This is a genomic window from Pandoraea sp. PE-S2R-1 (assembly GCF_002179865.1).
In the GTDB taxonomy this organism is placed as follows: domain Bacteria; phylum Pseudomonadota; class Gammaproteobacteria; order Burkholderiales; family Burkholderiaceae; genus Pandoraea.
In genome coordinates, this window is sequence record NZ_NGUR01000015.1 from 564866 (window position 1) to 579665 (window position 14800).

Annotated in this window: 16 protein-coding genes; 6 read left to right on the forward strand and 10 right to left on the reverse strand. The window is 63.0% G+C overall.

Annotated features, from left to right (window positions below; all coding sequences use genetic code 11):
• Positions 1–6: 6 nt before the first annotated feature.
• Complete coding sequence (locus CDV44_RS19980) at positions 7–480, reverse strand: DUF2244 domain-containing protein (RefSeq protein WP_087689922.1); 474 nt, start codon at positions 478–480, stop codon at positions 7–9.
• 598 nt (positions 481–1078) lie between these two features.
• Here CDV44_RS19980 and CDV44_RS19985 point away from each other — a divergent pair.
• Positions 1079–1819, forward strand: a complete 741-nt coding sequence (locus CDV44_RS19985) for an autoinducer binding domain-containing protein (RefSeq protein WP_170936045.1) — start codon at positions 1079–1081, stop codon at positions 1817–1819.
• 96 nt (positions 1820–1915) lie between these two features.
• On the opposite strand, the gene CDV44_RS19990 is transcribed toward CDV44_RS19985, so the two are convergent.
• From CDV44_RS19990 to CDV44_RS20005, 4 genes are all read right to left on the reverse strand, one after another.
• Positions 1916–2770, reverse strand: a complete 855-nt coding sequence (locus CDV44_RS19990; RefSeq protein WP_087689926.1) for a peptidylglycine monooxygenase — start codon at positions 2768–2770, stop codon at positions 1916–1918.
• 231 nt (positions 2771–3001) lie between these two features.
• On the reverse strand, positions 3002–3745 hold the full coding sequence (locus tag CDV44_RS19995) for an ornithine carbamoyltransferase (RefSeq protein WP_141118773.1): 744 nt from the start codon (positions 3743–3745) through the stop codon (positions 3002–3004).
• Positions 3726–5204: a 2,3-diaminopropionate biosynthesis protein SbnA gene (gene sbnA / locus CDV44_RS20000; protein ID WP_087689930.1), complete on the reverse strand. Its 1479-nt coding sequence runs from the start codon at positions 5202–5204 to the stop codon at positions 3726–3728. The genes CDV44_RS19995 and sbnA overlap by 20 nt, the downstream gene beginning before the upstream one ends.
• A gap of 189 nt (positions 5205–5393) precedes the next feature.
• The gene (locus CDV44_RS20005; protein WP_087689932.1) at positions 5394–6305 is read right to left on the reverse strand and encodes a methyltransferase domain-containing protein; all 912 of its coding nucleotides are present in this window, start codon (positions 6303–6305) and stop codon (positions 5394–5396) included.
• Between the two features lie 534 nt (positions 6306–6839).
• Here CDV44_RS20005 and CDV44_RS20010 point away from each other — a divergent pair.
• Together CDV44_RS20010 and trmL are read left to right on the forward strand one after the other, a co-directional pair.
• Positions 6840–7286, forward strand: coding sequence for a ComF family protein (locus tag CDV44_RS20010; RefSeq protein ID WP_170936046.1), 447 nt, complete (start codon positions 6840–6842; stop codon positions 7284–7286).
• 26 nt (positions 7287–7312) lie between these two features.
• The gene (trmL, locus tag CDV44_RS20015) at positions 7313–7783 is read left to right on the forward strand and encodes a tRNA (uridine(34)/cytosine(34)/5-carboxymethylaminomethyluridine(34)-2'-O)-methyltransferase TrmL (protein ID WP_087689935.1); all 471 of its coding nucleotides are present in this window, start codon (positions 7313–7315) and stop codon (positions 7781–7783) included.
• Here the strand turns inward: trmL and CDV44_RS20020 are convergent.
• The 5 genes from CDV44_RS20020 to CDV44_RS20040 all read right to left on the reverse strand — a co-directional run bounded on the left by CDV44_RS20020 (position 7765) and on the right by CDV44_RS20040 (position 10758).
• Positions 7765–8322, reverse strand: coding sequence for an O-acetyl-ADP-ribose deacetylase (locus CDV44_RS20020; protein ID WP_087689937.1), 558 nt, complete (start codon positions 8320–8322; stop codon positions 7765–7767). The genes trmL and CDV44_RS20020 overlap by 19 nt on opposite strands.
• An 84-nt stretch (positions 8323–8406) precedes the next feature.
• Positions 8407–9417, reverse strand: a complete 1011-nt coding sequence (locus CDV44_RS20025; protein WP_087689939.1) for an NAD(P)H-dependent glycerol-3-phosphate dehydrogenase — start codon at positions 9415–9417, stop codon at positions 8407–8409.
• A gap of 80 nt (positions 9418–9497) precedes the next feature.
• Positions 9498–10004 (reverse strand): protein-export chaperone SecB, encoded by a 507-nt coding sequence (gene secB / locus CDV44_RS20030; protein WP_058377098.1) that lies wholly within the window; start codon positions 10002–10004, stop codon positions 9498–9500.
• A 68-nt stretch (positions 10005–10072) separates the two neighbouring features.
• Complete coding sequence (gene grxC / locus CDV44_RS20035) at positions 10073–10333, reverse strand: glutaredoxin 3 (protein ID WP_087689940.1); 261 nt, start codon at positions 10331–10333, stop codon at positions 10073–10075.
• 17 nt (positions 10334–10350) lie between these two features.
• On the reverse strand, positions 10351–10758 hold the full coding sequence (locus CDV44_RS20040) for a rhodanese-like domain-containing protein (protein ID WP_058377096.1): 408 nt from the start codon (positions 10756–10758) through the stop codon (positions 10351–10353).
• 233 nt (positions 10759–10991) lie between these two features.
• On the opposite strand from CDV44_RS20040, the gene gpmA reads away from it, so the two are divergent.
• The 3 genes from gpmA (at position 10992) to CDV44_RS20055 (ending at position 14702) form a co-directional block, all read left to right on the forward strand.
• On the forward strand, positions 10992–11738 hold the full coding sequence (gene gpmA, locus CDV44_RS20045) for a 2,3-diphosphoglycerate-dependent phosphoglycerate mutase (protein ID WP_087689942.1): 747 nt from the start codon (positions 10992–10994) through the stop codon (positions 11736–11738).
• 518 nt (positions 11739–12256) lie between these two features.
• On the forward strand, positions 12257–13810 hold the full coding sequence (locus tag CDV44_RS20050; RefSeq protein ID WP_087690763.1) for a S41 family peptidase: 1554 nt from the start codon (positions 12257–12259) through the stop codon (positions 13808–13810).
• A 139-nt stretch (positions 13811–13949) separates the two neighbouring features.
• Positions 13950–14702 carry a molybdopterin-synthase adenylyltransferase MoeB gene (locus tag CDV44_RS20055; protein WP_087689944.1) on the forward strand — a complete coding sequence of 251 codons (753 nt, stop codon included), beginning with the start codon at positions 13950–13952 and terminating at the stop codon, positions 14700–14702.
• Positions 14703–14800: the final 98 nt, after the last annotated feature.

Here is a 14800-nt window from a genome sequence, read left to right on the forward strand (position 1 = left end):
TCTCTCTCAGGCCTCTTGGGCAAGACAACGGCGCAGCTCGCGCGCAAACGTTTCGCGGCGATGCGGCGCAAGGTAGGAACCGACAGTGACCGAGCGGCTGCCCGAGCGCAAGGTGATGCGCAAACGCGGCGGCTTCTCGATGTCGATGCGCACCCAGCGGGGATTGAACTCGTATTGCGTCAACCTCTGTGCTGAACGTTGCTCGACCACAAGGCTCACGGGCGACAACCGAATGACCTCGTAATCTGTGGCATGCCGGGCATGAATGACGAACGCAACGCCCACCACGAGCAAGTCCAGGCCTGTGAACGGCAAGACCAACCACCCACCGCGCCACGCCGCAATCAAGGCAACACCCAGCGACACGGCGGCCAACGACAGGTAGAACAGGACAAACTGGCGCGGCGATATCGCGCAGTTGCGCTTGTGCTTCCATTCCTTCGTCACCGATCCGGCTTCGGAAGAAGAGGCTGCGAGCATCGCCGTCACCCGTGGGGCATTTTGGGTCTTTCATGTCCGACGGCCGGGAACTAGTTACGTCCGGGCCGCGACAAACTGCCGCATTATAGAACGCGCCTTCTCGAAGCGACAACATTGATACCGAGTATTTGGCGCGCCATAGCATCCTCCTGAACTCATTGATGCAAAAGGGAAATCCGGTTATTCCCTTAGCTGGCGAAGCGCGCGCGGAAGCGTCTACGGGATACTCCCTATGCTTTGCACGTTTGACACATTGCAACACGACACAAGTCATTGCGGTGTCCTGAATAGCCCGTCGCCGATCTTGTCAAACACCGCTCACCGCATCACCGATTGACTCGGTCGTGACACATTCGCCGTCGCCTGCCGATCCATCGCGCGCGTTACGATGTGATGCAATGCGGGATTCGTCCGATATCCATCAACAGTAGACGTTGCACCGGATTTCGCGTGCGACGTTATGTCGCGCCCTTCGCCGGGTCGCGCCGTGACAACACTGCTGCGATGCCGCGACGGCGGTGGCGGGCCGCCTGTGTTCTCGCGTGCTACAAGCGATGCATGTTCCCTACATGAACGCCGATGCCGGCGAAACGATGCCATGCGTTGCGCGATCCTTCACGCGTTTGCCGACGGTCTGCAAACGCTTCAGACGGCCTCCGATTTCGACGCACTGCACGCGACGCTGCAATCGCTGTGCGGTCTGCTCAGACAACGCTACTTCCGCTATCAGGGGCAGTTCACGTTGCCACGCGGCGATGCGGCGGCGCCTGACGTCTCCAACTACCCCGAATCGTGGCAGCGCCGTTATAACGAATGCGGCTATGCCGCCCTCGACCCCGTGCTCGCACGAGCGCGCACGCAGATGACACCCGTTGAGTGGGCGCCTGACTTGTTCGCAACACCGGAAGCTTCGCGTTTTCGCCGTGAGCAAACGGCGGCGGGCCTTTGCACGGGCGTGACGTATCCGGTGTTTGCGCCATCCGGCGCGGCGGGCATGTTGAGTCTTGCCGCCTCGGATGCCCGCCCGCGCCCGCGTTTGCGGGCCTGGACGCAACACCTCGGTGCAGCGCTGGCGACGCATGTGCACGATGCCGCGTGGCGTATCGTGCAACGCGAGGCCGCGCGCGCTTCACCACCGGCGCTGACACCACGAGAGCGCGAATGCCTGCAATGGGTGGCACGCGGCAAGACGTCATGGGAAATTGGCCGCATCCTGACGATCTCGGAACACGGCGTGGTCTTTCATCTGCGCAGTGTGATGCGCAAGTTCGAGGTATCGAGCCGGCACCGCGCGGCAAAACTGGCCAGCGAGTACGGTTTGCTCGACGAAGTGCATTGAGGCCGGAGACGTCGCGGCGTAGCTGCATTTCGACGCTCGAGACGCCGCGACGATGCTGCCGCCTGGTTTGTGCGCGCCATCTCCGACGAACTGACATCACGCGAAGCGGCGCAATCTCGTGACACAGTTCGGCATCATGTTGGCGACATAGATATCGCCCCGCGCATCGACGGCAAGACCATGACCGATCGCGCCGAATGTTCGGCAGCGCCCGATCAGTTGTCCGCTCGGCGTGTAGGCGCAGAGGCGCGGTGTCTGATCGGTCACATAGAGAACGCCGTCGTGCCCGATGGCGATGGCGGTAGGCAAATGCAGTCCGCTAATTTCACCGCACCATTCGCCTTCGAAAGAGAAGCATTGCACGCGATGATTCTCGCGATCCACGACCCATGCCCGATCCTCCGCGTCGATGGCGATCGCATGCGGATTGCTGAAGCGCCCGCGCTCGCCCCCGATGCCGCCCCAACTGCGAAGATGGCGCCCTTGTGACGAGAATCGGTGAACGTGCGAATTGCCATAGCCGTCCGAGACCCAGATCTCGCCGCTAGACGTCACCGCGACGCCGGTCGGATGGTTGAACGGCTCGCGCCATCTCGGCTCGTCCGCGATGCCCAGCGTGATATCGAGTCCACCATCGGTATCGAAGCGATGCACGCAGTGCCGATCCGAATCCACAAGATGCAGTCGTCCTTGCGAATCGAAGCAAGCGCTATGACCGTGTGTCGTGGCGTCGTACTGCCAGTGGCCACGCGCCTGACCATCGTCGCCAAACCATCTCACGACAGGATCGCCACGCATGATCAGTGCAACGCCTAGCGTCGGGTGAATCGCAACATCGGAGACAAACGCGCGGCTCAGATCCTCCCCGGAAAACGGTGCAACGTCGACGTGATAGCGGCGCGCGCCCAACGCCACGACACGCGCTTCACTACACGCGGGTGCGGCGGTCACCCACCGCGAGACGGCTCGACCAACGCGACGATATCGGCAAGAGCGGTTCGTAACGCCACATGCCCGTTCCACAAAAGGAAGCGACGATGTCGGCCGCCGAAGGTTGCTCGTCCTCCCCGCAACGATTCCTCTCGATGCGCAGGTTGTGTCCGCACAGGGGGCATAGATAACAAATCGTGCCCCAGTCTTGCGGTTCGGCGCACCGCACACAAACGTACCGGTACGAGAACGTCATGCCAGACACCCCGGATTGAGCAGATGTGCCATCACGGCATTTTGCGCATGCAGGCGATTCGTCGCTTGTTGGAATACCCAGGATTGCGGCCCGTCGATGACCTCATCCGTCACTTCCTGCCCACGATCCGCAGGGAGGCAATGGAGGTACCCCGCATCGGGGGCGGCATGTCGCAGAACTTGTTCATCAACGCACCAGTCGCGATGCCGCTCGAACGCCGCAAGCATGGCGCGTTCATCCACCGCATCGCCGTGGCGCGTTGGCAGATGCGCAAGGCTGCACCACGATTTCGCATAGACGGCGTGCGCATCGGTCACACCATCGAGCAAGTCGTGCGTCACTCGCACGTTAGCGCCCGTCTGGTTCGCGAACTGTGTCGCTGCCTGCATGATCACGGGATCCAGTGCGAACGCAGGGGGATGCGCAAGCGTCACGTCCATGCCCGATTTCACGGCCGCAAGCAGCAGACTTTGCGGCACGGCGACGGGCTTGTGCCAGCTTCCCGAATACGCCCAACTGATACAGAGTCTGCGCCCCGTCAGGCCACCGAGTTGTTCGCGTAACGTCATGACGTCCGCCAGCGCCTGGCACGGATGAAAGCGATCGCACTCCAGGTTGATCACCGGCACGCTGGCCCATCGTGCGAAGGCTTCCAGATGCCGATGGGCACCGCCATACACCCAGCCGGCGGGCTCGCCATACATCCGGATGGCAATCGCATCACCGTACGACGACAGCACGCGGGCCCGCACTCTCTCGAATCACCCTGTCGGCAATGACTTCCTCAAGACCGACGGCACAGAGATGGTCTCGCCACGTCGGTAACTCCGGCGCGAGAAACGCCATCATCAATTCGGGAATCAGCGCGTCGAGAAACTCGCGTTCTGTGCAAGACAGTGTCGGCACCCACTCGCTGACGAAACGTACGAAGGCCGCCTGATGCCGCATTTCGTCGGACGCGTGGTCGGCCAACAGGACACGGACCGGTGGATAGACATCGTCCGACGCGCCCGCTCGTCGCAACGTGCCGGTAATCAGCGTTTCGGTGACCGATGCCGCCGCCATGATGGCCAGACCTCGGTAGGCCTGGGGCGCGGTCTCGCACAGTGACAGCACGCGAATGACAGCGAGAGACGGCCCTTGCGAGAGCACGTGCCCTGACTTCCTCTGCACATCGCGCCGGAACACCGAGAATCCTGTGCCTGTCATTTGCGGGAAACAACGCTGTATCCAGTCCGCGTCATAGACACCGTCCAGATACTTGTCGCCCATATCGGGCGCAATGGCGACGACCGTGTCATTGGCATCGATGCGGGCAGCTTCTCGTTGCACTGCGCACAGCACGCTGCCTGTCGAGCCGCCTGCGAAGTAGCCGCGATGCGCCAGCGCGTGACACATGCGGACCGTGTCGATCTCCGGGACATGCACGACGGCGTCGGGCAGCGACGGGTCGCAGAGCTCAGGGCGGCGACTGGTGCCCAGACCGGGAATGTGACGCCGCCCAGGCGCTTCGCCGAACGTGACGGACCCGACGGCGTCGACGGCGATCACCCGCGTCGTCGGATGATTCGCACGCACGTATCGGAGACATCCCATCAACGTCCCGGTGGTGCCGGCCCCAATGAACAAGTGATCGACCGTCCTGTAGGCGGCGAATATCTCCGGTGCCGTCCAGCGATAGTGCGCACGCCAGTTGCTCGGGTTCGCGTACTGGTTGATCCAGAGCCAGCGATCATCGCCGGCCAGTTGCTCGTGAATCCAGGCGATGCGCGTTGCGAGAAATCCGCCTTGAGCATCACGCCGGTCAACGCATACGACGCGTGCCCCCAGCGCTTGCATGGTGCGGACAGCGTGGTGCGACGTGTTGGGGTCCGTCACGCACGTGAAGCGATAGCCGCGATTCGCGCAGACCATCGCCAGCGCGACGCCCAGATTGCCCGACGACGATTCAATCAGCTGCGTGTCTTCGCGAATGCGGCCCTTCGCCTCAAGATCTTCGATCAGTTGCAGCGCTGGCTTGAGCTTGATCGACCCCGCCGCGTTGAGTCCCTCCAGCTTGAGGCGAACTGTCGCGGCGCACAGGCCGTGAATGTCGGTGAATACCGGTGCGGAGGGCCGCAGGAAAGCATCGGCCACGCGCAGCGCCGCCGTCTCGTTTGCCGTCTGGCCCGACAGGGTTTCGTGCGGATGCCCCACCATGCCTCTCCTGAAGTCTTGCCCGAAGGCAACGGAATGGCGTGGCTGACCGAAATGCTCGAAACCGTTCGCTCATGCACGCCGTGAAGCGTCATTTAAGCGAATGGCATCGACGCCGAACACCTGCATGCTCATGTAGGACGCAGGGTGCGGCGTATCAAGAAGAAGGGTGCGGAGGGGGGAAGAAGAGGGTCAGCGCGGACGGCCGCCGCGTCCGATGTCTTGCAGGCGGATCACGGCATTGCCGGCAGCGTCGGTCTTCTCAGGCACCTTCCACGCGTGCCCATAGACGAGTTCGAACGTCAGTGAAATCGTGCCGTCACTCCCGCGCTGGCGCTCCAGCGCGGCGCGCAGTGCGGCGATCCGGGCACGTCCGGTCAGGCCGTCACGACGCTCCGGCAGCGGATTTACCCCCAGCAAGCGGACATCACGCAACAACGTATCCGGCGTCTCGAAAGTCAGCGTGAGCCGCTCCATGTCGGTCACAGGCGTGTCGAAGCCGCTCGCGACCATCATGTCACCCAGATCGTGCATATCGGTCGGCTCAAGTCCGTGCGGCACATCGTCGACCTCCGCCCACGCCGCCCGCAGTTCACGCAGCGTGTCGGGGCCGTACGCGGAGAACATCAACAGACCGTCGGTACTCAACACACGATGCCATTCGGGAATCACACGATGCGGCTCGCGATACCAGTGCAGCGCAAGGTTGGACCAGACGAGATCGAAGGCACGCGGCGCGAACGGCAGCGCGGAGAAATCGGCCTGCACCACGCCATAAGGCGGGCTGCTGCGCAACAGTCGGCGCCAGCCGGTGGTCGCACCCGCCGCTGCCGCTGCGCTGACCATGCCGTACGACGCGTCGAGGCCGACGCGGTAGGCCTCCGGATAGCGCTCGCCAAAGGCCAGCAGGTCGCCACCCGTGCCGCAACCGATGTCCAGCACGCGCTTCGGTTTCAGCTTGATGTAGTCAAGCCGGCTCGCGAGGCGCGAGGCGACTTCTCGCATCAGGAAATCGGCGTCGGCCCATTTCGTTGCGCGACGATCGAACGCGGTCCGCAAAAAGCGGGCGGAAAACGGGGACGGGGGGGCGGCAGCAGGCTTCATGGGACGGGCAAAAAGGCGAGTCGGCAGTATACTCGCAGCTGTCCGACTGCATCGGGCAGCGCCGCGCGGCGCCCTTTCACCCGAATTTCACTGCCGTCCTATTGCCTTTGTTTTTGCACGCCCGGCAGCGAATCTGCCGGTTGTTGTTCAGCACCGGCTTCCGCCACGTCATCATCCGATACCCCCTTGCCCATCTTCCGCGACACCCTTCCCACGCTTGGCCGCCTCACACAAAGGCTGCTGCGGGTCGCCCTGCCCGACCACTGCGCGGTTTGTCAGGTGCGGGCATCGCGGCAGCTCTGCGCACGATGCGCCATGGCGTTCGACGCGGACGGGACACAGACGCCGGCTCGCTGCGAGCGGTGCGCAGTGGCGATGCCGCCGACACGGCCGCAAGACGGTGGCAACTTGCTCCCGGAAGGTGCGACAATTTGCCGCACCGACCGAGTGATTTGCGGCACCTGTCTGCGGCGGCCACCCGCTTTTGACGCCGCAATCGCTCTTGCAGATTACGTAGCTCCGCTCGATGCGCTCATGATTCGTCTGAAATACCACGGCGCGCTGCCACTGACGCGCGAATTCGGCGAACGCCTTGGTGACGCCGTGTTGTCGCGCTGTGATGCGCAGACATTGCTGGTCCCCGTGCCGTTGGCGCCCGCGCGACTGGCCGCTCGCGGCTTCAACCAAGCTTGGGAACTCGCGCGCGTTGCGGCCCGGCGGGTGCAACGTCCCGCCAGCGCACGATGGCTCAGGCGGGAGCGCACGACCACGGCGCAACGCGGACTCACGCGCGACGCCCGGCAACGTAACTTGCGCGATGCCTTTGTGGCGAGCGAGCGGGTCCACGGACATCGCGTCGTCCTGATCGATGATGTGATGACCACCGGCGCGACTTGCCATGCTGCCGCGCAAGCCCTGAAACGCGCTGGCGCAACCTACGTACTCGCTGCTGTGGTGCTGCGCACACCGACTTCCGAATAACCTAGCCCCCTGACTGCTCATCGACCATGTTCAACGTCGTTCTCGTTTCGCCGGAAATTCCACCGAATACCGGCAATGTCATTCGCCTCTGTGCCAACACCGGCGCGCGTCTGCACCTGATCGAACCCCTCGGCTTTCCGCTGGACGATGCACGCATGCGCCGCGCCGGCCTCGACTATCACGAGTACGCCGACATGAAGGTTCACAGCGATTGGGAGAGTTTTCTGAGTACCGAGACGCCGGACCCGACGCGGATGTTTGCACTGACCACCCGTGGCTCGCGCCCCTTTGGCGAACTGTCGTTCGCGCCGGGCGACTGGTTCATCTTCGGCTCCGAGACACGCGGCCTCGCGCCGGAATTGCTCGACACTTTTGCGACCACGCAACGTGTGCGCTTGCCGATGCGGCCTGACAACCGAAGCCTGAACTTGTCGAATACCGTGGCGGTCGTGGTCTTCGAAGCGTGGCGTCAACAGGGTTACGCAGGCGGGTCCTGATTGACCCGGTTGCCGGATTTGTCCAGCGCATCCAGTTCGTCGCGATACCGTTGCAGCATCGCAGTGTCGAAGCAGACAAACTCCACCCGCTGGATCGTGGGGAAATGCGGTAAGGCGTCACGTACCGCGAAGATCGCCAGCGGTACGGCCAGTTCCATCGGGTAACCGTAGACACCACAACTGATCGCCGGAAACGCCACGCTCGTGCAGCCGTTCTCCGCTGCGAGGCGCAAGCTCTCGCGATAGCAACTCGCGAGCAATGCGGGCTCGTCGTGCGCGCCGCCATGCCACACCGGTCCTACCGTGTGAATGACGAACTTTGCCGGCAAGCGGAAGCCGGGGGTGAGCTTCGCCTGACCGGTCGCGCATCCACGCAACCTGCGGCAGGCTTCGAGGAGTTCCGGGCCAGCCGCGCGATGAATCGCACCGTCGACGCCGCCACCGCCCAGCAGCGACTCGTTCGCTGCGTTGACGATGGCGTCGACCGGATACTGTGTGATGTCGCCTTGAGAGGCGTGGAGACGAGCAACTTGCGACATGGGCAGAACTCCCTTGTAGCTACGTTGGCAGCGGTCAGCGTTACAACGATGCAGCGAGGCAACGTGATACAACGCAATACAACATTACGCGTCGTCTTCCCGCTCGGCGCGTGCATCGCGACGCAGCAGCGCTTCGACAGCGGCCCGGGCGGGCAATCCATCGAACAGCATCGCGCAAACCGCATCGGTAATCGGCATGCTCACGCCGTGGGCTCGCGCGAGGTCACGCACGGCACGTGCGCAGCGTACCCCTTCAGCGACATGCCCCAGCGACGCGAGCACGTCATCGAGCGACTTGCCCGACGCGAGTTGCAGACCGACCGTACGGTTACGCGACAGATCGCCGGTGGCCGTCAGAATCAGATCGCCCATGCCCGCAAGGCCCATGAACGTCTCGGGCTTGCCGCCCAGCGCCACGCCCAAGCGGGTCATCTCGGCGAGCCCGCGTGTCACCAGCGCGGCGCGTGCGTTCAGTCCGAGGCCCAGCCCGTCACCGACACCCGTCGCAATTGCGAGTACGTTCTTTACGGCGCCGCCGACTTCAACGCCGATGACGTCGTCGCTCGAATAAATACGCAGCGCGCCGAAATGGCACGCATCGATGGTCAACTCGCACAGCGACGGCACAGTGCTCGCGATGGTCAGCGCAGCCGGCAACCCCTGCGCCACTTCGCGCGCAAAACTCGGGCCGGACAACGAGCCACCCGCAACCCCGGGGAATACGTCTGAAACGATCTGACGCGGCAGCAGCCCCGTATCGGATTCGAAGCCCTTGCACAACCAGATCAGATGTTCCGGCGGATGCGCAGCCGCGGCCAGATGGCCGGCCAACGCGCGCAATCCTGCAACAGGAACGGCGGCAACGCACAGTGCCCGCTCGCCCGTGCCGTGCGCGAGCATGCTCGCAAAATCGGCATCGAAGCGCAAACGCGGCGACAGCGCGGCACCCGGAAGATAAGTGGAATTTTCGTGAGTGGCGCTCAGTTGCTTCACGAGCGCAGCATCGCGCGCCCAGAGAACAACGTCATGGCGTGCTGCCATGTGACTCGCCATTGCGGTGCCCCAGGCACCTGCACCGAATACGGCAATTTTCATGAGGGGGACCTCGACGCAATGGCTTGGCTCACGCAGCTAAGCGCCCTGCTGGCCATCGCGTCGATCAAGCGCGAGAGCGCTTAGTGAGTCTTGGCGGACGAGCCGTCGGGCATCACGATGCCCGGCGCCGGCGTCTCGCCGTTGGCCGCTTGCTGCTCGGCCAGTTGTGCCAGACGTTGTTCGTACAGCGCCTGGAAGTTGATTTCGGCCAGATGGATCGGCTGGAACCCGGCACGGCTGATGGCATCGGCCACGTTTGCACGCAGATACGGGTACACGATCGTCGGGCAGGCGATGCCGATGAGCGGATCGAGCTGCTCGACCGGCACGTTGCGGATTTCGAAAATGCCGGCTTGCTTGCCTTCAACCAGGAACGCAACCTTGTCCTTGATCTTTGCCGTCACGGTGGCGATCACGGCCACTTCGAAGATTTCATCGGCCAGACGCTCGGCGGCGACGTCCACTTGCACTTCGACCGTCGGCATTTCCTGTTCAAGGAAGATCGCGGGCGAGTTCGGCTGCTCAAGCGACAGATCTTTCAGGTAGGCGCGCTGGATGCTGAAAAACGGCTGATTCTGGTCGGACATTTCTTTTCCTTGGGATAAAACAGCCGCGCAACGGCGCGGCTGGGCGGACTACTATTTTGCAGGCGGTATCAGGCGGCTTGCAAGAGCGGCGCGAGGCCACCGGCACGATCGAGCGCAGACAGATCGTCATAACCCCCGACGTGGCGATCGTCGATGTAGATCTGCGGCACCGTGCGACGGCCCGTGCGCGTCATCATTTCTTCACGACGGGCAGGATCCTTGTCGATCAGAATCTTCTCGATTTCCTGAACACCACGCTGGCGCAGCAGGCGCTCGGCCATCTGGCAATACGGGCACACTTGCGTGCTGTACATCACGATCTTCGGCATGACTGGCAACTCCTCGATTACTTCACGACCGGCAAGCCGGCTTCCTGCCAAGCGGCAAGACCGCCCTGGAGGCTGAACGACTCGGCATAGCCGAGATTGCGCAGCAACGTCTGGGCGCGCGCCGAGCGTTGACCGCTCTTGCACACGATAAGTACCGGTGCTGCCTTATTCTTGATGACTTGCCCGACTTTTTGTTCCACGTCGTCGAGCGGCACGTTGCGCGCGGACGGCAGGTGGCCGCCGGCGAATTCCTCTATCGAGCGCACGTCGAGAACCACGGCGCCCTTGCGGTTGATGAGCTGCGTCGCTTCGATCGTGGACAGACCGCGACCGCCGCGCTTGAAAACCGGCCATGCCAGCATGCCGCCCGAAACGAGGGCAATGGCGATCAGCGCGAGGTTGGTGTAATCGGCAAAGAACTTCACAAGCCACCTGAAAAAGATCAAAAGAATCCGATCATTATAAAATATTCCGAGATTGCGCCGACGGGTCGCGTTGCCAATCGTTGCGCCGGACCTCGGCGGCGGTTTTTCCGCCCCCTCGATCGTCCTCGGTCCGCTGCTGCTACGCCCATACTGGGCGGGGCTGCGCGGGGTGCCACGAACCGCTTTCGCGCCTCCCGGCTGCCCCCGCTTTCCAACTCTGACTGAAGCTGCTCATGTACAAGCTCGTTCTCATCCGCCACGGCGAATCGACGTGGAACAAGGAAAATCGCTTCACCGGCTGGGTCGACGTCGACCTGACCGAAAAGGGCGTCGCCGAAGCCAGCCAAGCAGGCAAATTGCTCGCCGACGCCGGTTTCGCCTTCGATCTGGCCTACACCTCGGTGCTCAAGCGCGCCATTCGCACGCTCTGGCACGTGCAGGATGCCATGGACCAGATGTGGATTCCCGTGGTCCACACCTGGCGCCTGAACGAGCGTCACTACGGTGCGCTGGCCGGCCTGAACAAGGCCGAAACCGCCGCAAAGTACGGTGACGATCAGGTGCACGTGTGGCGTCGCAGCTACGACACGCCGCCGCCCCCGCTCGCCGCCGACGACGAACGCAGCTCGTACAACGACCCGCGTTACGCCAAGCTCAAGCGCGAAGAGATTCCGCTCACCGAGTGCCTGAAGGACACCGTCGCTCGCGTTCTCCCGCTGTGGAACGAATCGATCGCCCCGGCGGTGCGTGCCGGCAAGCAAGTGCTCGTCGCCGCACACGGCAATTCGCTGCGCGCGCTCATCAAGCACCTGGACAACATTTCGGACGACGACATCGCCGGCCTGAACATCCCGAACGGCACGCCGCTCGTGTATGAACTGGACGCCGATCTCAAGCCGATTCGCCACTACTACCTGGGCGATCAGGACAAGATCGCCGGCGCACTGGCGGCTGTCGCCGCGCAGGGCAAGTCGAAGTAAATCGTTGGAAATCACTGGGAAACGCACGGCAATCGCCGTGCGTGCCGTCCCTGACGGGCCATCGCGACACCTCGGTGTTCCGATGGCCCGTTTGCCGTGCACACCGCAACTCGGGGGCCATTGGCTCGCCAGGGATCCGTCATTGCCCCGCCATCATCACGACATTCCCGCGCCATTCGTCCGTCATTCATCCGTCATTCGCACTGCGCACAAACCCCTAGCGGTAATACGGTGTAACACGTCCATATGACCGTTTGCCCTGCATTTGCCGGCATGGTGAGGCCAATCCCCTCCGGGCCGTTTGGCACATCCTGCCTGCCATCGCAACGCATTATCGGGCCACACTTCACGGAAAATTCACGCAAAGGACGCATTGACTGGAACTTTTCTGAGAACCTCTCCGGAAAACTCCCTGTCGAATGGGCAATGTCCGCCCTGCGGGCAAACGGTTATACTTCGCCAAAGTGCGCGCGCCCATTGGCGGGCGCCCCGAAAAAATCCGGAATTTCCACGCCTATATGCGCCAAACCCTCAAACACATCGGCCTGATCGTGCTGGGCCTCGCGACCGGTGCGGCTGCCACCCTCGCGTTTTCGCAGGCGTCCGCACAGAGCGCTACCACGCCGCTACCGCTAGAGCAGCTCCGTCTGCTGGCCGAAGTGTTCGGTCAGATCAAGCGTGAGTACGTCCAGCCGGTCGACGACAAGAAGCTGCTGACCGCAGCCATCAAGGGTATGGTGTCGAGCCTCGACCCGCACTCGTCGTATCTCGACAAGGAAGAATACAAAGAGCTGCAAGAGCAGACGCGTGGCCGCTTCGCAGGTCTCGGCATCGAGATCTCGCAGGAAGACGGCCTCGTGAAGGTGATCACGCCGATCGAAGACAGCCCGGCGTTCAAGGCCGGCCTCAAGCCCGGCGACCTGATCACCCGCATCGACGACAAGCCGGTACGCGGCATGACGCTCGACCAGGCGGTCAAGCGCATGCGCGGCGCCCCGGGCAGCAAGGTCACGCTGACCATTTACCGCAAGTCCGACGAACGCACCTTCCCGGTGTCGATCGTGCGCGCCGAAATTCGCGTGCAGAGCGTCAAGGGCAAGCTGCTGGAGCCGGGTATCGCCTACGTGCGCATCACCAGCTTCCAGGAACGCACGGTGCCGGATCTGGCCAAGAAGCTGCAAGAACTGTCGAAGGATCAACCGGTCAAGGGTCTGATTCTCGATCTGCGTAACAACGGCGGCGGTATTCTCCAGTCCGCAGTTGGCGTGTCGGCAGCGTTCCTGCAAAACGGCGCGACCGTCGTGACGACCAACGGTCAGATCGAAGACGCGAAGCAGAAGTACACCGCAACGTTCGACAACTACCGTCTGTCGGCCAGCCCGGACGATCCGCTCAAGGGCGAAGCTCCGATCTGGAAGACGGTGCCGATGGTGGTGCTGGTGAACGCCTACTCGGCCTCGGCCTCGGAAATCGTGGCGGGTGCGCTGCAAGACTCGAAGCGTGCACTGATCATGGGCAAGACCACGTTCGGCAAGGGTTCGGTGCAAACGGTGCGTCAGCTCTCGCCGGATACGGCACTGCGTCTGACCACGGCGTACTACTACACGCCGAGCGGCCGCTCGATCCAGTCGATCGGTATCAAGCCGGACGTGCCGGTCGATCAGAATCCGAAGGGTGACCCGGACGACGTGCTGGTGACGCGCGAAATCGATTACCAGAACCACCTGCACAACACGCAGACGCCGGACGAGCAGAAGGAAATCGATGCTCGCGAAACCCGCCGCCTGGAAGAGCTGCGCCGTCTCGAGGAAGAAAACGCCAAGAAGACGCCGGAAGAACGCAAGAAGGAAAGCCAGGAGCGTCTGCCGGATCTGGGTAGCGCCGATGACTTCATGCTCCAGCAGGCTGTGCATCAACTGAAGGGCGAACCGGTCCAGCGCACGAAGTCGCGTCTGGAAGCCAATGCCGGTCCGCTGCCGAAGGCTGCACCGGCCGCCGCCCCGGCTGCCGGTGCCAAGACCGATCCGAAGACGGATACGGTCGTGCCCGCCAAGCCGACGGACAAGAAGTAAGCATCCGCCTTACACTACGAACCGTGCCCGCGAAAGCCGGCACGGTTTTTTTATTGCCGCGCGGGCGTCATCCCGCCGCTCCGTCCACCGACGGCCGCACGCCGCCCCCCATGTGGCCAAAAGGCTTCTCCGTTTTGCGATGAACGACGATCAGCTGTTGCGTTACTCCCGTCATATCCTGCTCGATGAAATCGGTATCGAGGGCCAGGAGCGTCTGCTGGCCGCCCACGCGGTAATCGTGGGTGCGGGCGGTCTCGGCTCACCTGCCGCGCTTTATCTGGCGGCCTCTGGCATCGGGCGCATTACCTTGATCGATGACGACGATGTCGATCTCACCAACCTGCAACGCCAGATCCTGCACGACACCCACAGCGTGGGTCATCCGAAGGTGATCTCGGGCCGCAATCGCATTGCTCAGGTCAATCCGGGCGTGGTGGTAGACGTCGTCAACGAGCGAGTGGACGAAGTTCGCCTCACTGCGCTGGCAAAGGCGGCGAGCGTGGTGCTCGACGGCTCCGACAACTTCGTCACGCGCCATGCGGTCAATCGCGCGTGCGTGGCGGCCAAGGTGCCGCTGGTCTCGGGCGCTGCGCTGCGCTTCGATGGGCAGATCAGTGTGTTCGACGTGCGCAACGACACGTCACCCTGCTACGAATGCATCTTCCCCGCAGATGAGCCGTTCCCCGAGCAAGCGTGCGCCACCATGGGCGTGCTGGCGCCGCTCGTGGGCATCGTCGGCAGCATGCAAGCCGCCGAGGCGATCAAGGTCATCACGGGGGTCGGTGTACCGCTGGTGGGCCGTCTGCTGATGCTCGACAGCCGCAAGATGAGTTGGCACACGATGCACTGCGCGCGCAATCCGGAATGCAAGGTCTGCGGACAGCGTCACTGAGTGACGTCGATTTTTTTGTGCCGATTCCGAGAGTTCACGCGCGAAGCTGAGCAGATATAAAAAATGCGGGCACCCCGTTACCGGGGCCCGCATTTTTT

What these genes read in the sequence shown, in the direction of transcription:
- gpmA (WP_087689942.1), top strand. Translation starts at nt 10,992, where the DNA reads ATGTACAAGCTCGTTCTCATCCGCCACGGCGAATCGACGTGGAACAAG.
- CDV44_RS20055 (WP_087689944.1), top strand. Translation starts at nt 13,950, where the DNA reads ATGAACGACGATCAGCTGTTGCGTTACTCCCGTCATATCCTGCTCGAT.
- CDV44_RS20010 (WP_170936046.1), top strand. Translation starts at nt 6,840, where the DNA reads ATGATTCGTCTGAAATACCACGGCGCGCTGCCACTGACGCGCGAATTC.
- CDV44_RS20050 (WP_087690763.1), top strand. Translation starts at nt 12,257, where the DNA reads ATGCGCCAAACCCTCAAACACATCGGCCTGATCGTGCTGGGCCTCGCG.
- CDV44_RS19980 (WP_087689922.1), bottom strand. Translation starts at nt 480, where the DNA reads ATGCTCGCAGCCTCTTCTTCCGAAGCCGGATCGGTGACGAAGGAATGG.
- sbnA (WP_087689930.1), bottom strand. Translation starts at nt 5,204, where the DNA reads ATGGTGGGGCATCCGCACGAAACCCTGTCGGGCCAGACGGCAAACGAG.
- secB (WP_058377098.1), bottom strand. Translation starts at nt 10,004, where the DNA reads ATGTCCGACCAGAATCAGCCGTTTTTCAGCATCCAGCGCGCCTACCTG.
- CDV44_RS20005 (WP_087689932.1), bottom strand. Translation starts at nt 6,305, where the DNA reads ATGAAGCCTGCTGCCGCCCCCCCGTCCCCGTTTTCCGCCCGCTTTTTG.
- CDV44_RS20020 (WP_087689937.1), bottom strand. Translation starts at nt 8,322, where the DNA reads ATGTCGCAAGTTGCTCGTCTCCACGCCTCTCAAGGCGACATCACACAG.
- CDV44_RS20025 (WP_087689939.1), bottom strand. Translation starts at nt 9,417, where the DNA reads ATGAAAATTGCCGTATTCGGTGCAGGTGCCTGGGGCACCGCAATGGCG.
- grxC (WP_087689940.1), bottom strand. Translation starts at nt 10,333, where the DNA reads ATGCCGAAGATCGTGATGTACAGCACGCAAGTGTGCCCGTATTGCCAG.
- trmL (WP_087689935.1), top strand. Translation starts at nt 7,313, where the DNA reads ATGTTCAACGTCGTTCTCGTTTCGCCGGAAATTCCACCGAATACCGGC.
- CDV44_RS19985 (WP_170936045.1), top strand. Translation starts at nt 1,079, where the DNA reads ATGCGTTGCGCGATCCTTCACGCGTTTGCCGACGGTCTGCAAACGCTT.